Origin of the sequence: Alteromonas sp. BZK5 (genome assembly GCF_014349115.1) — a bacterium.
Taxonomy (GTDB): domain Bacteria; phylum Pseudomonadota; class Gammaproteobacteria; order Enterobacterales; family Alteromonadaceae; genus Alteromonas; species Alteromonas macleodii.
The window spans coordinates 21,917-45,759 of the sequence record NZ_JACSOE010000034.1; the positions used below are offsets into that span (position 1 = coordinate 21,917).

Below are 23,843 nucleotides of genomic sequence, written 5' to 3' on the forward strand. Positions count from 1 at the left end.
GGCTTTTATTGAGCATAAGAGCTAAGGATCTGTTGCTCGTTTTACCTAAGCAAGATCAAGTTGCGTTGTCATTGAAGCTCAAGACCAATATTGGAGATTCCAGCTTCCAAGGCAAGTGCTTTCATTTCATCTGCCGCTTTCGCTGGGTATTTGGCTTGCTCTACATAATCAAGCAATTCGTTTTGTACCTCAACTTCAAACTCCATCAGCGGATGCCCTTTTACAGTCTCATCATCGGCTTCTTCACTTTCTAGCAAATAGGCTTCTACGCTGCCTTGCGATAACTTGCTGATGACCACTGCGCCTTGCGGATCGTCGCCTGCCATCAAATTTAGCAAACCAGCTAGACCAATAGCTGCATCAATTGCTGGATAAACGCCATAGTTGTCATGCTCACTGGTATCAGGTGTAGCCACTTCAACTTTCTCAAGCTGTACCGCAATGTTGAATTTGCTCTTGGGTGATTTCAACGTTTCCCACACCAAATTCAAACAGTTGCGCAATGCGCTTGCATCACCACTTTCCGTTAATTCACAGAAAAGCGTGTAGTTGGGTAGCATACGCTCAAGTAATGCAGCACCGAATGCAACGGCTTTCCAGCCTTCCAAGGCGCGAACGCGCCCAAAGGTATTAAGTTTTTGCTTTGCCATTTAAAGGGCTCCAGTGGCATGCATGAAATATTGGGTAACGCCATCCAGCAACATTTGGATAGCAATCATAACTAGGATCATACCCATTAATCGCTCCATCGCAACTAGACCGCGCTCCCCCAGAATTTTATGGAACACATTTGAAAATAGTAAGATCACTGCGCTTATCGACCATGAAGCCGCAAGCGCAATCGACCAGTCAGCCATTCTGTCTGGCGCTTGGTTGGCAAGAAGAATAAGCGCAGCCAGCGTTGAAGGGCCCGCTATCATAGGAATAGCTAGAGGTACTAGAAAAGGTTCTTCACCTACAGCTAATCCACTGGGGTTACCAGATGATGGAAAAATCATTTTAAGCGCAATAAGGAACAGAATAATTCCCCCAGCGATACTTACTGTCTCTTGTTCCACGTTCAGAAAATTGAGAACCGATTGGCCACTGAACAAAAAGAGAAACAGGATGCCAAGAGCAAATAATAATTCTCGAATTAGGATGACTTGACGACGCTTTGGTTCTATCGATTTGAGTACCGACATGAACACAGGGAGGTTACCTAAGGGATCCATGATCAAAAAGAGCATGATGGCAGCAGACCAAGTATCCATTTTTTTACTGTCTCCGGTTGTGAGGCTAAGCCCGTTTGCGCGTAAACCATTGAGTATAACTCAAAGTTCTTACAGATGGTCGTTTTAGGCGCGCAATGGTAAACCAAGCTGACTTAGTTAAAAACACCTTTTAAGGCATGATTGTTTTTCATTTATCTAGAGCCTGCAAAAAATACTCGAAAAATAACGAAAGTGCGCTTTACTAAAGCGTAGGGAGAAGTGTTTGTCATTTCTAAGCGGTGTTTTCGCCTTATTCACGGTCAGAATTCAAACAGCCCAATTGGCTTTTTCTACACCTTTTGGATAATGTCTTATCTCCAGAGCTTTTGATGTAATAGTGGGTAACATCATTTTGTTTAACGTTTTGTTCTGCGCATTGTTCGGCGTTGGAACCTGTTAATCCTCAATAAGAACAACCAAAAATAGGAAATATTGCAATGAGTTTGATGACTGTTAAAGAAGTGGCTGCTTTTCTTGGCGTACAAGAAGTGCGCGTAGAGCGCCTTGAGCGTGAAAGCCTTTTGGTTTCGAAAGATAAAGACACCGACGGTAACCCACTTTTCGACAGTGGCGACGTTGAACGCTATAAAACGCTAGCCGAGCGTTTAGGCGGGATCTAATTTACAGAAAAAGGGCGTGATTTTTTGCAAAGTCACGCCCTTTTTATTTTTTTGCGCGAAGCGACGTTAGTTCAAGTAACTTTATTCGCTTTGCTTCTACTCATCCACGTGGCACAACGTGCGACGTTTAAAAATAGAGTAGAGTAGCGTTCGACAGCCATTGGAGGCGTCGAACGCTATTTTATTTATGCACTGAAGTCTCTCAGCATTCTCGCAATTGAGCGAATACCTTTCGCTGTTGCCCCTACCGGCATTTCAGATGTTGCCCCGCCATGGTAAGCAGCGGCTAAATCCAAATGTACCCAGCCTTCTGGCTTAACAAAGCGTGATAAGAAGCCCGCAGCGTTTGATGCACCGCCACCACCGCCACCTTTCATCGGGCGACTGTTTGCTGTATCTGCGAACGCCGATGGACAGCGCTCTGCGTGGAAATCTTCAAGTGGTAGCGGCCAAAAACGTTCGTTTTCTGCCTTTGCTGCTTTAAGCATTTGTTCGCGGGCATTATCATCTAACGAGAATACGCCATGGTAGTCAGAACCCAGTGCAACCACAGCAGCACCGGTTAGTGTTGCTGCATCAATAATTAGCGGTGCGCCCGTCTCTGTTGCCGCCATAAGGCCATCAGCCAACACTAAACGTCCTTCAGCATCGGTATTAACCACTTCAACGGTTACCCCATTTTTATAGGTAAGCACATCACCTAACTTATAAGCGTGACCGCTAATAAGGTTTTCTGCACAGCACAAAATAAGCTGAATACGCTTTTCACTGCCTTGAGAAATAGATAGCCCTAATGCCCCTGTTACCGTCGCTGCGCCGCCCATGTCACATTTCATATCTAACATGCCTTCGCTTGATTTAATGCTGTAGCCACCGCTGTCGAAGGTGATGCCTTTTCCAACTAGCACGGCATCAACTGGCGCATCCGTATTACCTGTTGGGTTGTAATCAAGTACCAGCATTGCAGGCGGACGTTCACTACCGCGGCCCACATTATAAATGCCAATCCAGCCCTGCTCTTTAAGATCTTCACCTACCGTCATTGAGTAGGTTACCTTGTCACCACCCAGTGACTTAAGCCACTGTGCTGCTCGGGTTGCTAAGGTTTCAGGGCTTAGATCTTCAGGTGTTTCGTTTACCAGCTGACGGGTAAATAGTAACGCCGCATATTCTTGCTCTAGCGCTTCTTTGTCAGCCGTTTCGGCCCATTTTATTGACGCTGGTTTGCGGGCACGCGTGAAGCTAAGTGCAAAAGCCCACTGCTGCTCTTTGTGCCAATCGCCGCTTAGCGTAACTGCTGGCAGGCTTAAGCCATCTAGCTTTCTTGCCGCTTGCTGAATTAAACGCTCATTAAGCTTGTCGTCAGGCAGGTGAATAACTGCACCTGATTCAGTGAAAGAAAGCTTAGCACTCTCGCCCCACACTGCTTCAGCACTGTTTCTAGAAAGGCTAACGGTAAATTCTGCCATCGCGTTTTATTCCTTATTACATCGTTATATTATTGCAAAGCGCTTTTTGCGCTTGCACAAATGTTTGTTACTCTTTGGCGCCTTGTTTACTGCGCTTGTTGTTCGCTAACCACATACGCTTTGTTCGCTAAGCGCATACGCTATACGTGCTCGTTCAAAAGCACACATATCAATTAGCGAATCACACTAACGTGTTTTCACCTACATTCTAAAAAAGGCGACACATGAAGTTTTCACCTTCCTTATTACGCGGCACCCTTATAAAAAGGTACAAGCGATTTCTTGCCGATGTTGAGTTAGACGACGGCACTATTGTAACTGCACATTGCCCAAATACTGGCGCTATGACTGGCTGTGCTGTTCCTGGATACACTGTCTTTTTAAGTGAATCCACCAACCCAAATCGAAAACTCAAGTATACATGGGAGCTAGCCCAAACATTTGATGGTCACTTCATCGGCATTAATACGCACAATGCTAATAAACTGGTGGCGGAAGCGCTAGATAACAAGGTGCTAAGCGAATTTTCAGACATCACAGATTGGAAAGCAGAAGTAACACCGCCAACCGCCAATAGCCGGTTCGACTTTGCATTAACCCGAAAAAATTTTGAACATCAGAGTGTTACTGAGTATATGGAAGTTAAATCCGTCACCTTAGCGGATGAAAACAAAGGGTTCTTCCCCGACGCAGTCACGCAACGCGGCGCGAAGCACTGTTTAGAACTTGCGCGTTTATCTGACAGTGGTATAAAAACCAATCTATTATTCTGCGTACAACACACCGCCATCGAAAGTGTACAAGTGGCCGAGCATATTGATCCAACTTATGCAGAAAGCGTAAAGATTGCCGCAAACGCTGGCGTAACGGTTTTGGCGGCAAGCTGTATAATAGACGAACAAAAAATCCTATTAAATCAAACACTCCCTTTGATTTTATAAAAAATAGGTTGATTTTTTTCATTTCGCCTTCATATTTGCGCCTTGTTTTAGTGGGAGAACGCACTAATGCGTTTGCTGGTAGCCAGCGGGCTAAATGAAAAAACACCTGGCTAATTTATGAAAGCAATACACCAGCATAATAATTACATAGACACGATTGATTGCCTGAAGTTGTCGAGTCTGATATAGATATCGGTCCAATCAGGACAAGATGGATGTCGTAGTGTAGGAGATGTGGCAGATGCCAACAGGAAAAGAAACAAAATCCCTAGGACTATTAGCGCTGGCAGGTTTACAGCCGTACGAGCCAAAAGCTGACGAAGAGTACATGGGCGAGCCCCAAATGGAGCACTTCCGTCTATTGCTTAAAGCATGGCGCAACCAACTTCGTGAAGAAGTTGACCGTACAGTAACGCACATGAAGGATGAAGCAGCAAACTTCCCTGATCCTGTAGACCGTGCAGCTCAAGAAGAAGAGTTCAGCCTTGAGTTACGTACACGTGACCGTGAGCGTAAGCTAATAAAGAAAATTGAAAAAACGCTTAAGCGAATTGAAGAAGACGATTTCGGCTTCTGTGACCAGTGTGGTATCGAAATTGGTATTCGTCGCTTAGAAGCTCGTCCTACAGCAGATTTATGTATCGACTGTAAGACCATGGCTGAAATTAAAGAAAAACAACTTCAAGGTTAAGTTACTAGCCTCGATTACGTTGATATAGAAAGCCTCATCCCGAAAAGATGGGGCTTTTTGTTAAGCCTTTATTATGCATAACCACTATGTAGGGCGCTTTGCTCCCTCTCCATCCGGCCAACTTCACTTCGGTTCGTTAGTTACCGCTGTTGCCAGCTACCTAGATGCCAAAAGCCATAACGGAAAATGGCTGCTACGTATGGAAGATATAGACGAGCCGCGCTGTATTAAAGGTGTAGATAAAGACATACTCACTACCCTAGAAGCCCACGGCCTGTATTGGGACGGCGACGTCATCTATCAAAGCCAACAACATGCCCGTTATCAAGCGGTTCTCGATGACTTACTTACACAACAAAAAGCCTATTTTTGTACCTGCACACGTAAGCAAATTAAAGCCATGGGCGGTGTTTATAACGGCTACTGTCGGACTGAGCCAGTACACTCCAACACACAGGACTGTGCAGTTCGTTTAAAAGTAGATACTCAACTTGAAGCCTTTGATGACGTGCTTATGGGCAAAGTTATGCCCTCTAATTCAAGCTCTGATTTAATAGCCGAAGACGTAGTGCTGAAACGTCGAGACGGCTTATTTTCGTATAACCTTGTCGTGATTTTAGATGACGTATTTCAGCAAGTTAACCATGTCATTAGAGGGTGTGATTTAATTGATGTCACGCCTTTACAGCGCGCCGTATATCACACGCTGGGCTATTCTACTCCTGAATACGGTCACGTGCCGGTCGCTGCCGTGGCACCAGGCAGAAAACTAAGTAAACAAAACCGTGCAGCGCCAGTTAAAAACGAATCAGCTTTAGATAATCTCGTGCGTGTGATGCACTTTTTAGGCTTTTCCTTTCCAAATGCCTCAGAATTTGGTGATATTGATTCAGCGCTTAAGACGGCTATTTCAATGTGGGATAGGAAAAAAGTAGTGAAAACACCCGAAATTATTGTTCCACAGCATGAATCCACTTATTATAGCGAACCTTTATAGTCTGCGGAGATACCATCATCATTCATCGTGTTTTTAAATCTGTTAAGCGCGCTTTTTCAAAAGAGAGTTCGTCTCCTAACGCTTTAAAGCCAAGGACTATGACCCGTGGAGAACACGGTATATCTCGCGAAGACGTAAGCGCAAATGCATTGAAAGTAATGTATCGCCTTAATGGAGCTGGCTTCGAATCCTATTTGGTAGGAGGCTGTGTACGCGACATTTTGATGGGTCACGAACCAAAAGATTTCGACGTGGTGACGAACGCCACACCTGAACAAATTAAAGGCTTGTTCAGAAATTGCCGCCTTATCGGCAGGCGCTTTCGTTTGGCCCACATTGTGTTTGGCCGTGAAATCATTGAAGTAGCCACGTTCCGCGGGCATCACCAAGAGTCAGACGAAGACGAAAACCTTCCCAAGGGCAAGGCTGTCGCAAAGCGCGACGCTCACGGTCAATTAGTACGCGATAACGTATTCGGCACCATTGAAGAAGATGCTGAACGCCGTGACTTTACCTTTAACGCCATGTATTACAGTGTAGCCGACTTTACGGTAAAAGACTTCGCTAATGGCTTAGCCGCCATAGAAAAACGAGAAGTTGAGCTTATTGGCGACCCGGAAACACGCTACCGTGAAGATCCGGTACGCATGCTACGTGCGGTACGCTTTGCCGTTAAGCTTGGTATGCGCATTGAAGCAAAAACCGCTGCACCGATTAAATCTCTGGCCAACCTTTTACAGAACATTCCACCAGCGCGCTTGTTTGAAGAAACCCTTAAACTGTTTTTATCGGGTAAGGGAGAAGAAACCTTCTTAATGCTGCACGAATACGGCTTAATCGAGCCTTTGTTCCCTCAGCTAACGCCGTTTTTGAAAGATGAAAACAGCCGTGAAATGCAGTTTGTACGTCGTGTACTTGCCAATACCGACGAGCGCATTAATAGCGACCAGCGTGTTACGCCAGCGTTCCTTTATGCCGCACTACTCTGGTATCCAGTTGAAGAAGAGTCACAACGCTTACAAAGCGAGTCTGGCTTAAATGCTCATGATGCATTTAATATTGCGTCAGGCGAGGTCATCGCACGTCAAACACAACGTATTATGATCCCTAAACGCTTCTCTACCGTGGTTCGGGACATCTGGATTTTACAGCAACGTCTACCTAAGCGCTTTGGCCGTCGCGCTTTCCAATTGCTCACGCACCCAAAATTTAGAGCAGGCTATGACTTTTTGCTTGCCCGAGGCCAAATTGAAGGTGGCGATCTATTAGAGCTAGCTCAGTGGTGGACGCACTTCCAGCACGCTGACAACGGTAAGCAGAAAGGCATGCTTAACGCCCTTCGCAAAAGCGAAGGCGGCGCAAAAGGTGCCCCGCGTAAGCGCAAGCGTAAACCAGCGAAGCGAGGTCCTGATGCATAAAGAGCACGTGTACATTGGTGTAGGTAGCAACCTCGGCGATAGCCAAGGAAAAGCCCTGCGCGCGTTTGATGCGATAGGTCAAATAGAAGACACCCGCGTACTTAAAACCTCTTCACTTTATTCCAGTAAACCGATGGGGCCGCAAGACCAACCTGACTATATTAACGCGGTGTGCTTAATTGAGACCTCGTTAAAGCCGCACGGCTTATTGAAGCAGCTGCAACGCATAGAGCTGGAAGAAGGCCGTGAGCGCAAAGGTGAGCGCTGGGGACCACGCACGTTGGATTTGGATATTTTGTTGTACGGCAGCGAAACTATCGACACCGCAGACTTAATCATTCCCCATTACGGCATGGCAGAACGCGAGTTCGTTATGGTGCCGCTGTTTGAAATTGCGCCCAATATGGTTATGCACGATGGCAAACCCATCTCGGCATGGGTCGCTAACTGCTCGCTGGATGGACTTCGTCGCCTGCGCTCTTCCAATTAGCGGCAAAATCCGTATAGTTCGCCACACGATACCAACAATATCAATCTGAGACATGTCATGAAGAAAGTAACTGTATCGGGCTTGCTTAAGAAAAAGCAGGCCGGGGAAAAGATCACCTCTTTAACCGCTTACGACGCCAGCTTCGCCAAAATGTTCGACGAACAAGGCGTTGACGCCCTTCTTATTGGCGACTCTTTAGGCATGGTCCTTCAAGGTGAAGACGACACCCTACCGGTAACCATCGATGACATTGCCTACCACACGAAAAGTGTGCGTCGCGGCACTGAACGCGCCTTCGTATTAGCCGATATGCCGTTCATGTCTTACGCCACTCCTGAGCAAACCTACGCCAATGCAGCAAAGCTTATGGCTGCAGGTGCAAGTATGGTTAAGATGGAAGGTGGAAGCTGGTTGTGCGACACCATCAAAGGCTTAAACCTGCGTGGCGTACCTGTGTGTGGCCATTTAGGCTTAACGCCTCAGTCAGTGCACGTTTTCGGTGGTTTTAAAGTACAAGGCCGCGAAGCGAGCCAAGCTGAAAAACTGCTTAGCGAAGCGAAAGCGTTGGAAGAAGCCGGTATTCAGTTATTAGTGCTTGAATGCGTGCCTTCATCGCTAGGCAAAGCGGTTAGCGAAGCCCTAACCATACCGGTAATCGGTATAGGCGCAGGCAAAGATACCGACGGTCAAATTCTGGTGATGCACGACATGTTTGGCATCAGCGCAAACTATATGCCGAAGTTCTCAAAGAACTACCTTGTAGAAACCGGCGATATGCGCAAAGCCGTATCAAAATATATTGAAGATGTGCAAAGCGGTGCGTTCCCATCGGCTGAACACAGCTTCGAGTAACGAGGTAAATTATGAAGGTGGTTGATAGTATTTCAGCATTACGCAGCACGGTAAACGCGTGGCGACGTAATGGTGAAACCGTAGGTTTTGTACCCACTATGGGCAACCTGCACGATGGTCATCTTAAACTAGTTAAAAAAGCGAAAGCGCACAACGACAAAGTGGTGGTAAGCATTTTTGTTAACCCCATGCAGTTTGGCGCGAACGAAGATTTAGACGCCTATCCACGCACTATCGAAGAAGATAAAGCTAAGCTTATTTCTGTGGGTGCAGACGCGGTGTTTTTACCTAGCGTAGCGGAAATGTATCCGGCAGGTCTGGATGCGCAGACGTTCGTTGAAGTGCCCGGCATTTCAGACTCGCATTGTGGCGCCAGTCGCCCTGGCCATTTTCGCGGCGTCGCTACCGTGGTGACCAAGCTTTTCAACATGGTACAGCCCGACGATGCGTTTTTTGGTGAAAAAGACTTCCAGCAGCTACAAGTTATTCGCGCGTTAGCTCGCGATTTATCAATGGCAGTGAAGGTTCACGGGGTTTCTACTGAACGCGAGACGTCAGGCCTAGCAATGAGCTCTAGAAATGGCTACCTGACAGACACTGAAAAAGCGACGGCGAGTGCTATTTTTGCAGAAATGCAGCGCTTAAAAGCGGACATAGAAAGTGGTAACACCGACTTTGTTCAGCTTGAAAATGCCATGGTCAGTAACCTTGAAGCAAAAGGCTTTAAGAAAGACTACTGTCAGGTAGTTAACGCCGCCACCTTTGAACCAGCTAACGATAGCGACAAAGAATTAGTTCTGCTTGTTGCTATGTTTATGGGCAAGACACGCTTAATTGATAATATGCAAATTACGCGAGATTAAGCGTAATACCAATCCTCGCGGATAGTCTCGAACTACAAAAGAAAACGCCCGATGCATGACTCCTAAACAGAGCCTGTATCGGGCGTTTTTTTATTTGTTGCTGCTGAAGTCTTTAAGACGCAACGGTTTCTGTTTCGCGAACGAAATCCATTAGCTCTTTCCAAGCCTGAGTCTCTTTCGCAATTAAGTGTTGCTCAGCCAAAATTGCGGCCAAGTCGTTATGGCTAGTAAGCGGATTCGCTAACACTACGCGAAACACGGTAATACACTGGGAAGGGTAATCCGGCGCTTCCAGGCGAGTACGAGACACAAAAGACTTACCTGCTTCACGCTGCTGCTTTTGTACCGCAACAACAAGGGCGTCAACCTTCTCATTGATAGCGTTTCGGGTTTTAGCATTCACATGCTTCAGCTTTTCCTGCACTTCAGCGGGACAAACGCGATAGGTCAACAGTGATAGAATAGGTGTGGTCGTCAATTCAAAGTCTTGGGCTTTATCAATCATCTGCGCAAAGTCTTTGGCTTTATCAATGCTGCGATCAATTAGTAGCTCGTACCCTTTGCGACCGAATATATGCAGCGCCGAGTACACCATCATGGCCATACCGTTTCGGGAGCCTTCCAGCGTTGTAGCACCTAAGTCTTTAGAGCCTGCACGCAAAATATATTGCGCGTGATGTCTTACCGCATTGGCATTTTGTGGGTCTTTGAAAAGCGCCATTCCTGCGCCCATTGGCACGTACATTTGCTTATGCGCATCAATAGTCACTGAGTCTGCGCGTTCAATACCTTTTAGTCTGTCGCGATAGCGCGCCGAGAACAGCGTAGCGCCGCCCCAGGCTGCGTCTACATGGAACCAGCAGCCTAACTCTTTGGCTACGTCAGCAAGCTCGTCTAGCGGGTCTACGTGCCCTGTTTCGGTGGTGCCGCCTACCCCAACGATAGCAAGAAGCTTATTGCCTTCCTCTTGATAACGTTTACCAATGCGAAGGGCTTTTGCTGGATCTAGGGTTTGCTTTGGCGCGGGCACAGTTAATAATTGTTCGCGACCTAACCCCAATACATCCACTGCCTTTGACAGCGAGTAATGCCCACGTTTACTGCACATCACGCCTAAATTGTTAATGTCGTAGTGACGATAGGCAGCGGCTAGACCTGCTTTTGCCACGCCAGAAAACCCTTTTTGTGGGCCAAGTAATTTGTTGCGTGCCACCCATAAGGCGGTGATATTGGCAATAGTTCCGCCAGAGCAAAATGCCCCCAAAGAATGGGCGGCACTGTGTAGATGGTTGTCGTAAAAGCTTTGAGGCTGATCGTACACAAGGTTGTGCATCATACCCAATACTTGACGCTCTAGCGGCGTGAAAGCTTTAGACGTTTCTATCTTAACCAGGTTCTGGTTAAGCCCGACCATTAACTTAGAAAGCGGCAGGTGAAAATAGGGCAACGCTGAGGTCATGTGACCAATAAAGGTAGGCGAGTAAGTATTAACTGAATGCGCAACAAGCTTATCTAACAAGCTTTCAGCATGAGTAGACACAAACTCGGGTGACTCAGGCACCTTGGAGTCTGAAAAGTCTTTTTCAATTTCTTCTAACGACGTCTTTTTTGTCACTACGTGCTGCGACAAAAAATCTAAGATATTGTCAGATAAATGCTGCTCTATTTGAGCCAGCTTTGAGTCTTTGTGTTCAGGCTTGGTAAAGACCCTAAACAGGTGCTCTAAACTAACTTGCGCTTCACCCACTCAACACACCTCATACTTAAAACAATCACACATTTCGCTTACATTTATTGGGCGAAATCAACAGGCGGTTTTGTAGGACACCGGCCTGACACTTACTTTTCCTTTTAGCCAAATAGCATTCGACACAATTACTTTGCGACTGGTGCAGCTATTTATCCAACATATCCCTTAACGGTACATCGGCTGGGCTAATGCGCGTTGACGCGGTCCATTCGTTGCCAAACCTGAAAACTTATCACAATACTTTCAGGGTGTCGCACTTTACATCAGATTGCAATGCTCGCCAAGGGTTAGCGCACGGCATTTAAGCGACTATTAACGTTTTATTACATGCAAAAAACTTATGAAGCGGTTAACTCTGCACACGTATTTAAACGAATTCCCCCGAATTTTGTACCGCAAATTTTATCAGTCTCTACTATATTTAATTTATGAATAGTACCAACACGGGTCTCTCGTATTGGTTTTCCATCTTCTAATTGCGAGCCTAAGTAGCCATTGAACTCACATTCAAGCATTCATCGCTGCGATAAAGTACTGCTTCAAAGCAAGGGGGTCTGTTTATGCCCATTCGTGAAATTTCCGAGGATTTCTCTATCGATGATATCGTGCCTTATTTTCAACCCATCGTTGACTTACAAAGCCAAGGAGTATGGCGCTACGAGTGCCTGGCACGCTTGATAACCCGAGGTGATAAGACTTTTTTACCTAGCGAATTTCTCTACCTTATAGAGCGCGAACAACACGTAAATACGCTTGCAGCGAGCATGTTTGTGCAATGTGCCAGCTATTTTCACGACGTTAATATCCCTTGGAACATCAATATAACTGCCAATGACCTTCACAATGTAGAGCTTACTAATACCCTCATCACCCATTTAGCAAGCTATCCCACGCCGGAGCGTGTAAGTATAGAAGTGAGTGCTTCTACTGCCCTATCCAATCCGAAAAGCCTTACCGCATTTATCGAAAAAAGCATGCATGTGGGGCTGGGCGTTTTCATCGACAACGTTGGATCATGCCCAGGTAACATACGAGCGCTTATGAACTTGCCGGTTCGGGGGATTAAGCTCGCTGGCGGGCTAATTAAACACTATGACGAACAAGAGGCAGTGAGGGAATATGTAGACTATCTGCTGTCGCTATGTGAGCGCCATGGAGTAAGCACTATTGCCGAGCACGTAGAAGATGAGGCGCATCTAGAACGCGTAAAACGTCTGCCCATTCGTTATGCACAGGGATATGTGTTTAGTCCGCCCATGGCGAATGTGAGAAGTGCCACTGCGCGCCATTAACAAGCGAATTATACAAATTTGAATAACAAACGGGGCGAGCTTTTCATCTCACCCCACTTTTACAGCTTTCAGTATTTCTTGCTGCTATAGCAGACTCAGCCTTCTTCGCTACGGCAGTTAAGCTGCCAGCACGATTGACCGCTCCCTCGGTACTTTCGCTCAAACGGCGTCATGTGATCATCGCCAGTAACTTCAGATAAATCAGATACCATGCCGTAATGTTTAGCCGCTTGCGCAAATTCCATTAGATAAATAAGCCAGTTGCTACGCACTTCAATATTTGGAGTGATCGCCATCAGGTCCACCATGGCCGCACTACCGTGCCAGCGCTTTTGAACCTGCGTCTTTTTAGGATAGGGGTTGGGATACAGCAGAAAGTGCTGAGTCACGTTCCAATTAGACTGCTTTACTAAGCGCCAAAAGTCGTTCACATCGGCACGAATAACCCGATAGTTGTCTTGCTGTGCGCTGTAATGTTCATGTTTATCCACCCGCAGCGCCGACTTATCGATACCGATAACACGCGCATCGGGGTTTGCTCTTGCAATATTCGCCGTACTTTCGCCAACGCCGCAGCATGAATCTAAAATGATCTCGCCGCTAAAGCCATCAAGCCACGCGGTGACATCATCAAACGCAGCTTGTGTATGGTCGCTAATCGGTCGCTTATTTTCACTCGCTTGGTACTTTTTCACTAAGTCGTCTAACTTATCGTGAATACCTACCTGCGATGTTGTGATTTCTCTAGAATTACCGCTGGCCATTAGCTACGAATACCTTTACCCGTTTTAAGTAGGTAGTACGCCACACCAAATAGCAGTGCATTAAAGCCCACTAACAAGGCAAGCGACAAGGTTACATTTACGTCAGAGACCCCTAAGAATCCATAACGAAACCCGTTGACCATATACACAACAGGGTTCGCCTTACTCACCCACTGCCAGAATTCAGGCAATAGGGTAAGTGAATAAAACACACCACCTAAGTAAGTTAACGGTGTTAATACAAACGTTGGAACCACGCTAATATCATCAAAGGTCTTCGCAAATACCGCATTAATTAAACCCGCAGTCGCAAACAAGGTAGAAGTGAGTAACAACGTGAGCGCAATAATGCCCAAATTGTGTATTTGAACATCAACGAAAAACAGCGACACTAAGGTAACGATAATACCTATCAGTATGGCGCGGGCCACGCCGCCGCCCACATACCCAAGAATGATGACCGAAGTGGGTACTGGTGACACCAACAGCTCTTCAATATTGCGCTGAAATTTAGCACTAAAAAATGAAGAGGACACGTTGGCGTAGGAGTTTGTGATCACCGACATCATAATAAGGCCGGGCACAATAAACTCCATGTAAGTAAAGCCGCCCATTTCGCCAATACGGTTGCCGATGAGGCTACCGAATATCACGAAGTACAAACTCATTGTAATAGCTGGCGGCACAAGGGTTTGTACCCATATGCGCAAAAAGCGCGTACATTCTTTTATCCAAATAGTGGTTAGCGCCACATAGTTTTGCTTAAACCAACCCACGTTTTCTTCTGTGTTCATTTGTGTACTTTCAGTTTTCATGTTTTTCACCTTTACCTGCTGTGGGTTTAGCCAGCTTGCTTCGCTGATTCAACTAAACGCACAAATAGCTCTTCAAGGCGATTTGATTTATTGCGCATGCTCATTACTTGAATACCCTTTTCACTTAGCTGGGTGAAAACCGGGTTCAATCCTTCCGTTTTCTCAACATCAACTTCAAGGGTATGGTCGTCAATCAAACGGTGTTCAAAGCCCGTTAGTAGGTCATCTGTCGTCGTCATGCCATCTGGAATTTTGATATCCAACACAAAGGTTTCTAGGCTTAGTTTAGACAATAAAGCTTTCATGCTGGTGTTCTCGACAATGGTGCCCTTGTTAATAATGGCGATATTGCGACACAGCATTTCTGCTTCTTCAAGATAGTGGGTAGTGAGGATAATCGTGATCCCCTGACGGTTAATCTCTTCTAAGAAACCCCACATAGAGCGGCGAATTTCAATATCTACGCCCGCGGTTGGCTCATCTAAAATAAGCAATTTCGGCTCATGCATGAGTGCTCGAGCAATCATCAGTCTTCGCTTCATACCACCCGATAGCTCACGCGCGCGGGCATCGCGTTTTTCCCACAGGTCGAGCTGAGCAAGGTATTTTTTAGCACGCTCTTTCGCAATACTGCGCGGTACGCCGTAGTAACCTGCCTGATTCAATACAATTTGCAGTACAGTTTCAAATTGGTTGAAATTGAACTCTTGTGGCACCAGACCAATGCAGGCTTTGGCTTGCTCTTTTTGCGTTGTGAGGTCATAACCAAACACCGACACACTGCCATTGGTTTGGTTTACAAGTGAACTGATAATACCAATAGTGGTAGATTTACCCGCCCCATTTGGGCCAAGTAATGCAAAGAAGTCTCCTTCTTGTACTGTAAGGTCGACGCCTTTTAGTGCCTGTACGCCACCTTTGTAGGTTTTGGTTAACCCTTTAATGTCCAACGCTTTCATGATTTGCCCGTAGTGAGAGTGTGATCACTAAGACGTATTGACCTTTGATGCAAACCAAAGGTCAGCACGCCCTAATTAACTTTAGTGAGATGCAGTTATCTGTCGCTAACAACTTACAACCAACGAAGTGTAACCTAGTTCATGCCATTAAATGAATACACTCGCGTTTAGTGGTTGCTTTAAACAGTTTAAGCTTTCGTCTTCTAAATGAGAGCGAAAACGCCTTTTTTCAACCCCAATAAAAAAGCGCCGCGTACCGTTGGGGTAGTACGCAGCGCAAAGGGTAGCTTAATACCAGTCTGAATAGATAATTGAGACTTTTACGTAGAAGTTCAGCCTTACCGCTTCCACGGCACTGTTTCCCCTCTCCCAGTCTTTGAAGAGGCTTCTACAGTGCAATCCGCCTCGCTTGCCTGGCACTTAAAAAAAGCAGTGCGCTAAACTCGACGGACAAATACTATTAAACCCGTTATTAATGGCAAAAAAAGCGCGTAATTGTGGAAATGTGATGGTGATTTAGCTTTCCTATAGATTTAGCATGTGAAACTGCACTACAAGCGTTTTATTAATCCGCGCTTGGGGACGTTGTGTGGGGCTGCCGCCAAAGATAAAGTTCACGATAAGCCCCTCAAATATGGCGTAAATGAGGCAGGCTTGAGGATTTTATGCCGAACTTAGGCAATAGCTGTCATTCATAGGTATAGTGTGCGCTCTATCAGAATTATATTTGCGGGTTAATGTATGCCAAAGACAATTGCATTAGTGGAAGATGACGCGGCCATTCGCGAAAATTACATTATGGCGCTTAAAGCGCAGGGCTATAGCGTGAATGCCTATGAGGACAGGCCTTCTGCTGCTGAAGCGTTTAACCACACCTTACCCGACTTAGCCATTATCGATATTGGTTTGAAAGATGAAATTGAGGGGGGCTTTATGCTGTGTCAGCAACTGCGAGGCCTATCACAAACCCTACCTATCATCTTTTTTACTGCACGAGATAACGACGTAGATACTATCAGCGGCCTTAGAATGGGCGCGGACGACTACCTGACTAAAGATATTAGCATGGCTCATCTGCTAGCACGCATTGCAGCCTTGTTTAGGCGTACAGACTTACTTGCTGCCCCCACAGAACAAAAAGATGAGCTAAAAGTGGGCGACTTAAAAGTAGACGTGTCGAGAATGACGGTAAGCTGGCAGAACCAGCCCGTTTTGTTGACGGTAACAGAGTTTTGGATGCTGCATGCGCTCATTAAGCGCCCAGGTCATGTTAAAAGCCGCCAACAGCTCATGGATGAGTCCAGAATGGTGGTAGACGACACCACCATTACTTCGCATATCAAACGTATGCGTAAAAAGTTTGTGCAGCTTGACCCAAACTTCGATCATATCGACACCGTGTACGGCATGGGATATCGCTGGCAGCTGTAGCGGGCTTTCGACTAAAACTGCGTTTCGTCTGATTAAAAGATAAGGGCAACCGACTAAAAACATGGGATTTCGCTTTTCAATACGCCTTCAGCTTATGGTGCTGTCGCTGTTCTTATTCACCATACCCTACTTAGGTTATAACTATGTGTGGGAACTTGAGCAGTATCTGCGAAACGGTCAAGAACAAACCATGATTGGCACCGCGCGAGCTGTTGCCACTGCCCTTCACGAGCGTCCCGCTTTATTTGATAGCCAATCAGCGTATCTTCAAGACGTGCGCCCTGGAACAGATCTTTACGCGCCACCTATCCCGTCCCCCATTCGACTTGATGGCGAACTTAACGACTGGCAGCAAGTCAGCGAGTTAATGAGTGAGTATGGCAGTGGCGAAGTTATTGAGTACTACAATGGCTACGCGGGAGAACCTACCAGCTTATCGTTCAAGCATATGGTGGGGCGCTACGGTCAATTTCTGTATGCCATGTTTGAAGTCAGTGATGACGTACTGCTGTGGCGGCAACCCAATAGTTTAAGCGTGGAGACAGGCGACCACCTGCTTGTGGGCATGGAAACTCCACAGGGAGAATTAGCAAGATATGTTGTCGCCCCTTATGAAAGTGGCTGGGTAAACGCGTACAAGCTGGCAGATAACACAACGACAACTCGGGCGGTAGAGAACGCGCTCTCTATTCAAGGCCGATGGCAAGAGACTGCCACGGGCTACAACATTGAACTGCGCTTTCCGCTATCAATGACCACAGGCGGCTTAGCATTTTCAATTGTCGATGTGGACGACAGGGCAAGTCGATTGAAGCAGTACGCGTTAGGTACGGCGAATACAAAAGAGCTCGCTGAATTAGGTACTGTTATCACTCCTTCCCCTGAAATTGAGCGCATTCTGGCAGGTTTAAAATATGCCGATTCACGGGTTTGGGTTGTAGATAAGCACAAGCGGGTACTCGCCCGCGCTGGTGACATTCAATCGGCCACAGGCATTGAAGTAGATGAAAAAGAAACCTCTTCAAATGCAATTTGGCACTGGGTTGAGAGTGAGTGGTTACTTCCACTTTATTATCAGATTCTTACGCGGCCACCTGCCGACTTTATTGACGAGCTAGACGATGCTTATGCATTGGTAGGGCAGGATTTAGGCACGGCGCTGAATGGCCAACCCGATTCACTATGGCGTTTGTCACCCGATAACAAAGCCATAGTACTCTCCGCTGCCTACCCAATTTTTATTGAAGGCAACGTAATGGGGGCGGTTATTGTAGAGCAAACCACCAATGGCATTCGTACTTTGCGTAACCGGGCATTAGAACAGCTCTTTCACGTGATTTTAGCAGTGATGACCATAGGTACATTAGGGTTACTGCTGTTCGCTACGCGAATTTCAAACCGCATTCGCTCCCTTCGCGATAACACCGAAGCGGTGATAGATGATAATGGCAAAATCATTGGCACCCTTCCGGTTTCAAATCAGCGTGATGAAATTGGTGATTTATCCCGTTCATTTGCGGATGTGCTTTCGCGGTTACAGCAGTACAACTCCTATTTAGAAAACATGGCATCCCGCTTGTCTCACGAACTTAGAACGCCCATTGCCGTGGTAAAATCATCGCTGGATATGCTGACTCAGGTTAATGACGCCGACCAACAAGCCGTTTTTGTTGAAAGGGCGCAATCAGGGGTGAACCGCCTAAGTACAATATTAAACAGTATGAGTGAAGCCACCCGATTAGAGCAGGCCATTCAACAAGAAGATTTAGAACCATTCGACTTAGTTAAGGTGATATCTGGGTGTATTGCTGGTTACGAACATGCCTATAGCCATCGACGCTTTAGTTTTACCCACAATGCTGATACTGCGCGCATACTTGGCTCCCCTGAACTTACGGCTCAAATGTTCGATAAAGTTATCGCTAACGCCGTAGATTTCAGTGAAAAAGAAAGTGAAATCCAAGTCAGTATTACGGTTAAGGACAAGCAAGCTGAGCTAACCATTAGTAATACCGGACCGCTCCTTCCAGAAGGAATGAGGTCTCAGTTGCTTCAGTCTATGGTGTCGGTGAGAAAAGAAAACGATGTGCAAAATGCCTCTTCACCGCACTTGGGGCTAGGGCTTTACATTGCCAACATCATAATGACCTTCCACAAAGGTCAGTTATCTTTATTCAATCGGAAGGATAGTACAGGTGTAGTCGTCAGCGCACGCTTTCCTTTAATGTAAATGAATGAAAAAAACGTCCAACTCGGTCTATAGTTAAAGTCTAATAAACTTTGCTACATAGATAGCGAAAGCCGAGCACATACCTCATACCAGTCCGCATAGGTTATTATCTATACGGATTGGTATTGAATAGGCTATACGTAGTCATATGCTTTCGTGTCAACAAAGGACGCATAGCGCTTTGCCTTTCTGTCTAAGGCTAAAGCCATTATAAAGAATGAATTACAATGCAAAAAAACAACACGTTATTGATTAAATCCATGTCATTTGCGCTTTCTATTTTCTTTACTTCCCATCGAAGGGCGAGCACGTTCAACATAACTAGTTTTATCACAGGTACATTCACATCGAGCGCTCTCTTACTAGCCGGCGCTACCCTTTCATGGGCACATGCCGCTGATACATCCTTATCAGCAACGCCAAGCATTTCGATATACGTTAGCGACGCCAATGGGGAGCCTGTGAAAGATATGGTGTTAACCCTAACGCCTAACTTTACGCTTGCATCAACGCCACAGCGTGAAGAAGAGCCCGCCATAATGAATCAAATCGATAAACAATTTGCACCTCACGTGCTTGTTGTTCAATCAGGCACAGATATTTCGTTTCCAAACGCAGATAATCTTTTTCATCACGTGTATTCTTTTTCGCCTACAAAACAGTTTGAGCTAAAACTCTATAAAGAGTTTACCGCTGAACCGCTTCGCTTTGAGCAAGCTGGTATTGTAGATATTGGCTGCAATATTCACGACTGGATGCTGGGCTATATTGTGGTAACCGACAGTCCATTTTTCGCAAAAACCGATGAAGAAGGCGTAATGAATGTTTCACTTCCGGTAGGCGAGTACAGTGTTATGACCTGGCACCCGCAGCAACCTGATGTGAAACTATTTAACAGCGCAACATTGCATATCACCAACTCACAAGAATACAAATTTGTTCTTGATGCAGTTTTCAGTGACGATGACTTCGACGAAGGATTTGGCGATTATTAATGCGTAATGTCTTTGCCTTAACCGTCTGTTTGCTTTGCACGAGTTTAACACTTCAGGTTCACGGAGAAACCAAGGCCCTAGTAAGAACAAGCTTTGTGGCAAAAGATGATTCGCGGAGCTTTCAGCAAATGGGGGCCGGTCATCAGCGTTATGAAAGTAACGGTATACAGCTCTCTCATGCTGTAGTAATAGCTGACTTTATGTTAGCGGATAGTTGGTCGGCAGTTGGCGTCATCAATGGTTATAGCGATGGGGAACAAAAGGTTGGATTTTCCGAGCTTTATTTAAAATATCGCCCGTTAGTCGCATCCAGCATAAAGCCTGAAGTAAAAATAGGGGCATTTTTTCCCGCTCTCTCAGCGGAAAATACCGACGCGGGTTGGTTATCGCCTCATTTTCTGAGTAACTCAGCAATTAATAGTTGGGTGGGTGAAGAACTAAGAACGGGCGGCATCGAAGTAAGTCTACGACAAAATGGCAGGCAAATAAGAAGCCACTGGTCATGGAAAGTATTAGGCAGCGTATTCAAAGGTAACGATTCCACCGGCACTCTGCTTTCTTGGCGAGGGTTTGCCCTTCACGACAGGCAGTCCGTTTATAATGATCGCGTAAACTTCCTCCCCATTCCCGGCGTCGTCGATGAAGATAAGTTAAACGCACCGGCATGGACTGAACCCTTCAGGGAAATTGACAATCGGTTTGGGTACTACGTAGGAGCTCACTTAGCCTATGCTAGAAAGGCCGAGTTGCGTTATTACTATTACGACAATAATGCAGACCCGAACATTGTTGACCCAGACCGCATTTATGCCTGGCATACGCGCTTTCATTCATTAACACTGCGATATTTACCACGACCTGAGTTAACGGTGTTTTCTCAAGTGCTACTAGGTGACACTTTGATGGGGGAGCATATCGTAGACAACGATTTTTCCAGTGCGTATATCGGTGCGGCATACAACCTAAAGCAATTAGGCTGGGAAGATTTAACTTTAGCCATGCGTGGGGACTGGTATCAGGTGGTAGATAACGATGATGTTATGTATGACCCGAATGGAAGCAGAGGTAACGCCTTTACCGTTAGCGTAAGGTACGACATTACCGCTTATTTATCCGTTAGCACAGAATGGCAATTAAATTCAGGGCATCAGGAGAATTTGCGTTTTTTCCAATCCGACGAGGACTATAGAGAGCAACTATTTCAACTGGCATTCACTGTAACTCTGTAGCGACGCGACTGTTGTTCAGTCCTACCCTTTCGCCACTTCAATTAAATCAAATTTTGTTTCGCTGTCACCTTTCACCATCACCTGACACTGTCCCCAAGAGCTTGGAATTTGCCAAACATGCGCTTCGGCAACCGTGAATTTTTCTCGATGAGTATCACAACGGACTTCAACGGTATCAAGCTCGCCTTGGATGTTGCCAAAAGCAAACTTACTTCGCACAAGAGTGTGGAACCAATTCCCATCACTTCCTATCGTTACGGGCACGGTTAAGTTTTGCTCAGATGCAATAGATTCTTCAATCTGACTAATTAGCGGCGCGATCTCGCCAATACGCGTTTCTTGCGCTTCCATGTCTTGAAGTGTGGTGTAGGATTTTAATGCTTCTGCATAATACCCACGCTGAGCATCGAGTATGATTTTTCTTTGAAGGGCGTATGCCACATAATCTTCATTAAACACCATGTTATTGAAGCGCTTACTACCGTTGCTGGCAAGTAATCGCGTTAGGCTTTGCGCTTCCCTCTCTACGTCGCCTTGTTTGCTCGCTATATGAGACTCCAAGTTTAGCAACCACGTATTTTCATAGCGGTTTAGCGTATCCCAGCCTAGAAGCTCTTTAAGTGCTTCATCAGCCGCGTCAACATCACCCGCATTAAAGCGCTCGTCTGCGTCTTTATAAGCTTTAATAAATTTGCGTGTGGCACCGCTTTTTCCGCTTATAGCGAAATCCATTTGGACTGCTTGATGACACTGCTGGGTAGGTTCGCCATCTTTGATCGCGGGGTTATATTGCCATTTCTTAACCGCTGACAGTGCACTGCGTTTGAAAGAAGGGCTTCCAAAGAAGTCTTCTACAACAGGGTCTTTCACTCTGCCTTCTTCGTCGATAACGTAGCTTAGCCTAACCCAACCTTCTCGGCCTTTTCTAATGGCTTGAGATGGGTATTTAGGATCGACACGTTTCAAAGGCGTCGCTGGTGTAAATGCGCTTATGCGCTCTACTTCATCAGCTTTCGATTCTGCGAGCGCTTTTTCTTCAAGATCATCACATGGGATACTCAGTTCCTGTGCAGCTGCACTTGCCGTGAAACCTGTCGCGAGCAAAGCCGCTAAAACGAGCGATGGTTGGGTTCGCTTAACAATATTTTCGTGGGCTGAATATTCTGTTCTCAATGCTTTTTTCCATAAATCCTGTTTCATATTTATCATCCTTAATAATTGCTAAACATTACGAGTGAATTGGCGCTAATTCTATTTTTTAGACGAACTCTCAAGTGACGCATCGGGTACGTTTTTGATCATCATTTGTTCTTTGCGTTTCATCATCATCTTGGCAAGCCTACGCATGCTAACCGTGGTGTCTTTTTCATCTACAATATCGACACCTAGCAAGCGTTCGAGCAGGTCTTCTAGCGTAAGCACCCCTTCTAAACCGCCGTACTCGTCAACCACCAGTAACATATGCACGTGCTTATTGATGAAGTGCTCGAAGGTGACTGACAGCGGCATAGTGTTTAACACGGTAACCATGTCTTTTGCGTATTCAGAAAGCGGTTTATCAGTGTTACCTCTGGCTTGTGCCACCAATAAATCAGAACGCATAACAAAGCCGGTAATGTTTTCTGAGTCGCTGTCTTCAAACACAGGGATACGAGAAAATTCTATATTGGCGTGTTTGTGGAAAAAGCCTTCTACCGTCATCGACTCCGACACTTTAAATAGCGCCGTGCGGTGGGTAATCGCATCTTTCACTTTCAGCTCGTGCAAACTTAACAAGCTTTGTAGAAACGCCGCTTCGTGATTCGCTAGCTGACCTTCTTGCCCCGACAACTCTGCCATGGCGTGAAGCTCACTACGGCTTAACCCGCGAAGTGGACTGTCTTCTTTAAAGCCTTTCGTCATTAGCTCAGACATTTTAACGAACGGCATAAGTACAATTGAAAGGTATTTAAGAAAATATGCGGTTACTGGCGCTAGTGTTCGCCAATAGGTTGCACCAAGTGTTTTAGGGATAATCTCAGAAAAAATAAGAATAAGGAGTGTAAGGACTGCTGAAATAACGCCTAGATAGGCGTCACCAAATACTGCTGCCGCTTGCGCACCTGCCCCGGCAGCCCCCATAGTATGAGCAATAGTGTTCAGCGTTAATATTGCTGATAAAGGCGTATTTATATTATCGGTTTGTTTACGTAGTAGCGCACCACTGGCTTTGCCCTCTTTCTCTAACACAGAGATATAAGCGGACGAAACACTCAGAATCACAGCCTCTGCAATGGAGCACAAAAAAGAAAAGCCCAGTGCAATGAAGACGTACACAATAAGTAAAAGCATGTAGTTATTCCAAGCGTCCTTGTAGGTTTAAACGCGTTTTAATTTTAATAAGTTGAACGACTATTATGGATAATAGAGCGGGATATACAAGCGCTCTATGAATATCATTTGAGCGCTTTATTATGAAAGGCATCCGCTGGGCTACTGTTAGCCGCAGCACGCCGAATGTTGCTCTTGGTTATGACGGTGTTGCTGCAGCTTTTTCAGACCCAGCCTTAACATTAACCCCGCCAATAAAATCGCGCATAGCCCATAAATCACCTGAACGTCTGCACCGTGCTCATGAACATGGCTTTGCGTTTTGATCATAGAGGCTAAAGAAAACGAAGCTACTAGGTAGTTCAGTGCGTAACCAAAACCAATACTCGCAGAGATAACACTGAAAAGGTAAAGCACTAACGTTCGCGTGCCCATTTCTTGTTTGATCATTCCCATCGTTGATACGTTAGTGGC

22 protein-coding genes and 1 pseudogene are annotated in these 23,843 nt (G+C 45.9%); 13 read left to right on the forward strand and 10 right to left on the reverse strand.

Going from position 1 to position 23,843, the window contains the following annotated elements; genetic code table 11:
• Positions 1-68: 68 nt before the first annotated feature.
• Both BIZ39_RS11500 and BIZ39_RS11505 read right to left on the reverse strand, forming a co-directional pair.
• Positions 69-650 carry a YjaG family protein gene (locus tag BIZ39_RS11500; RefSeq protein ID WP_187447018.1) on the reverse strand — a complete coding sequence of 194 codons (582 nt, stop codon included), beginning with the start codon at positions 648-650 and terminating at the stop codon, positions 69-71.
• Positions 651-1,253: a YhgN family NAAT transporter gene (locus tag BIZ39_RS11505; RefSeq protein WP_014977587.1), complete on the reverse strand. Its 603-nt coding sequence runs from the start codon at positions 1,251-1,253 to the stop codon at positions 651-653.
• A gap of 437 nt (positions 1,254-1,690) precedes the next feature.
• On the opposite strand from BIZ39_RS11505, the gene BIZ39_RS11510 reads away from it, so the two are divergent.
• The gene (locus tag BIZ39_RS11510; RefSeq protein WP_014950994.1) at positions 1,691-1,873 is read left to right on the forward strand and encodes a hypothetical protein; all 183 of its coding nucleotides are present in this window, start codon (positions 1,691-1,693) and stop codon (positions 1,871-1,873) included.
• A gap of 185 nt (positions 1,874-2,058) precedes the next feature.
• Here BIZ39_RS11510 and pepB read toward each other — a convergent pair whose 3' ends face one another.
• The gene (gene pepB, locus BIZ39_RS11515) at positions 2,059-3,342 is read right to left on the reverse strand and encodes an aminopeptidase PepB (protein ID WP_187447019.1); all 1,284 of its coding nucleotides are present in this window, start codon (positions 3,340-3,342) and stop codon (positions 2,059-2,061) included.
• Positions 3,343-3,566: 224 nt separating this feature from the next.
• On the opposite strand from pepB, the gene sfsA reads away from it, so the two are divergent.
• From sfsA to panC, 7 genes are all read left to right on the forward strand, one after another.
• Entirely contained in the window at positions 3,567-4,283 is a 717-nt protein-coding gene (gene sfsA, locus BIZ39_RS11520) for a DNA/RNA nuclease SfsA (RefSeq protein WP_187447020.1), read from the forward strand.
• Positions 4,284-4,524: 241 nt separating this feature from the next.
• A complete protein-coding gene (gene dksA, locus BIZ39_RS11525; protein ID WP_014950997.1) occupies positions 4,525-4,974 on the forward strand; it encodes an RNA polymerase-binding protein DksA in 450 nt (149 codons plus the stop codon).
• Positions 4,975-5,047: 73 nt separating this feature from the next.
• Positions 5,048-5,971 carry a tRNA glutamyl-Q(34) synthetase GluQRS gene (gene gluQRS, locus BIZ39_RS11530; RefSeq protein ID WP_187447021.1) on the forward strand — a complete coding sequence of 308 codons (924 nt, stop codon included), beginning with the start codon at positions 5,048-5,050 and terminating at the stop codon, positions 5,969-5,971.
• 98 nt (positions 5,972-6,069) lie between these two features.
• Complete coding sequence (pcnB, locus tag BIZ39_RS11535; protein WP_014977591.1) at positions 6,070-7,389, forward strand: polynucleotide adenylyltransferase PcnB; 1,320 nt, start codon at positions 6,070-6,072, stop codon at positions 7,387-7,389.
• Positions 7,382-7,879, forward strand: a complete 498-nt coding sequence (gene folK / locus BIZ39_RS11540; RefSeq protein ID WP_110289377.1) for a 2-amino-4-hydroxy-6-hydroxymethyldihydropteridine diphosphokinase — start codon at positions 7,382-7,384, stop codon at positions 7,877-7,879. The genes pcnB and folK overlap by 8 nt, the downstream gene beginning before the upstream one ends.
• Positions 7,880-7,936: 57 nt before the next feature.
• A complete protein-coding gene (panB, locus tag BIZ39_RS11545; RefSeq protein WP_014977593.1) occupies positions 7,937-8,731 on the forward strand; it encodes a 3-methyl-2-oxobutanoate hydroxymethyltransferase in 795 nt (264 codons plus the stop codon).
• A gap of 11 nt (positions 8,732-8,742) precedes the next feature.
• Positions 8,743-9,594, forward strand: coding sequence for a pantoate--beta-alanine ligase (panC, locus tag BIZ39_RS11550; RefSeq protein WP_187447022.1), 852 nt, complete (start codon positions 8,743-8,745; stop codon positions 9,592-9,594).
• 112 nt (positions 9,595-9,706) lie between these two features.
• Here panC and panP read toward each other — a convergent pair whose 3' ends face one another.
• Entirely contained in the window at positions 9,707-11,341 is a 1,635-nt protein-coding gene (gene panP / locus BIZ39_RS11555; RefSeq protein ID WP_014977595.1) for a pyridoxal-dependent aspartate 1-decarboxylase PanP, read from the reverse strand.
• A 563-nt stretch (positions 11,342-11,904) separates the two neighbouring features.
• Here panP and BIZ39_RS11560 point away from each other — a divergent pair.
• Entirely contained in the window at positions 11,905-12,636 is a 732-nt protein-coding gene (locus tag BIZ39_RS11560; RefSeq protein ID WP_014951004.1) for an EAL domain-containing protein, read from the forward strand.
• Positions 12,637-12,731: 95 nt separating this feature from the next.
• Here the strand turns inward: BIZ39_RS11560 and BIZ39_RS11565 are convergent, their stop codons facing one another.
• From BIZ39_RS11565 to BIZ39_RS11575, 3 genes are read right to left on the reverse strand one after another with little or no spacing between them, the layout of a single operon-like run.
• Complete coding sequence (locus tag BIZ39_RS11565) at positions 12,732-13,400, reverse strand: tRNA (guanine(46)-N(7))-methyltransferase TrmB (RefSeq protein ID WP_187447023.1); 669 nt, start codon at positions 13,398-13,400, stop codon at positions 12,732-12,734.
• Complete coding sequence (locus tag BIZ39_RS11570; RefSeq protein WP_014951006.1) at positions 13,400-14,215, reverse strand: ABC transporter permease; 816 nt, start codon at positions 14,213-14,215, stop codon at positions 13,400-13,402. The genes BIZ39_RS11565 and BIZ39_RS11570 overlap by 1 nt, the downstream gene beginning before the upstream one ends.
• A 26-nt stretch (positions 14,216-14,241) precedes the next feature.
• Positions 14,242-15,174 carry an ABC transporter ATP-binding protein gene (locus BIZ39_RS11575; protein ID WP_014951007.1) on the reverse strand — a complete coding sequence of 311 codons (933 nt, stop codon included), beginning with the start codon at positions 15,172-15,174 and terminating at the stop codon, positions 14,242-14,244.
• 741 nt (positions 15,175-15,915) lie between these two features.
• Between BIZ39_RS11575 and pdsR the strand changes: the two genes are divergently transcribed.
• The 4 genes from pdsR (at position 15,916) to BIZ39_RS11595 (ending at position 21,059) form a co-directional block, all read left to right on the forward strand.
• Positions 15,916-16,605 carry a proteobacterial dedicated sortase system response regulator gene (pdsR, locus tag BIZ39_RS11580; RefSeq protein ID WP_014951008.1) on the forward strand — a complete coding sequence of 230 codons (690 nt, stop codon included), beginning with the start codon at positions 15,916-15,918 and terminating at the stop codon, positions 16,603-16,605.
• Between the two features lie 61 nt (positions 16,606-16,666).
• Positions 16,667-18,835: a proteobacterial dedicated sortase system histidine kinase gene (gene pdsS / locus BIZ39_RS11585; RefSeq protein ID WP_075177858.1), complete on the forward strand. Its 2,169-nt coding sequence runs from the start codon at positions 16,667-16,669 to the stop codon at positions 18,833-18,835.
• Between the two features lie 227 nt (positions 18,836-19,062).
• Positions 19,063-19,830 carry a methylamine utilization protein gene (locus BIZ39_RS11590; RefSeq protein ID WP_187447024.1) on the forward strand — a complete coding sequence of 256 codons (768 nt, stop codon included), beginning with the start codon at positions 19,063-19,065 and terminating at the stop codon, positions 19,828-19,830.
• A gap of 95 nt (positions 19,831-19,925) precedes the next feature.
• Positions 19,926-21,059 carry an outer membrane beta-barrel protein gene (locus BIZ39_RS11595; RefSeq protein ID WP_239219324.1) on the forward strand — a complete coding sequence of 378 codons (1,134 nt, stop codon included), beginning with the start codon at positions 19,926-19,928 and terminating at the stop codon, positions 21,057-21,059.
• 21 nt (positions 21,060-21,080) lie between these two features.
• On the opposite strand, the gene BIZ39_RS11600 is transcribed toward BIZ39_RS11595, so the two are convergent.
• The 3 genes and pseudogenes from BIZ39_RS11600 to BIZ39_RS11610 all read right to left on the reverse strand — a co-directional run.
• Positions 21,081-22,259 carry an energy transducer TonB gene (locus BIZ39_RS11600; RefSeq protein ID WP_187447026.1) on the reverse strand — a complete coding sequence of 393 codons (1,179 nt, stop codon included), beginning with the start codon at positions 22,257-22,259 and terminating at the stop codon, positions 21,081-21,083.
• A 51-nt stretch (positions 22,260-22,310) separates the two neighbouring features.
• Positions 22,311-23,390, reverse strand: a complete 1,080-nt coding sequence (locus BIZ39_RS11605; protein WP_014951013.1) for a CNNM domain-containing protein — start codon at positions 23,388-23,390, stop codon at positions 22,311-22,313.
• A gap of 147 nt (positions 23,391-23,537) precedes the next feature.
• Positions 23,538-23,843 (reverse strand): annotated as a pseudogene (locus tag BIZ39_RS11610) (permease); the annotation flags it as partial.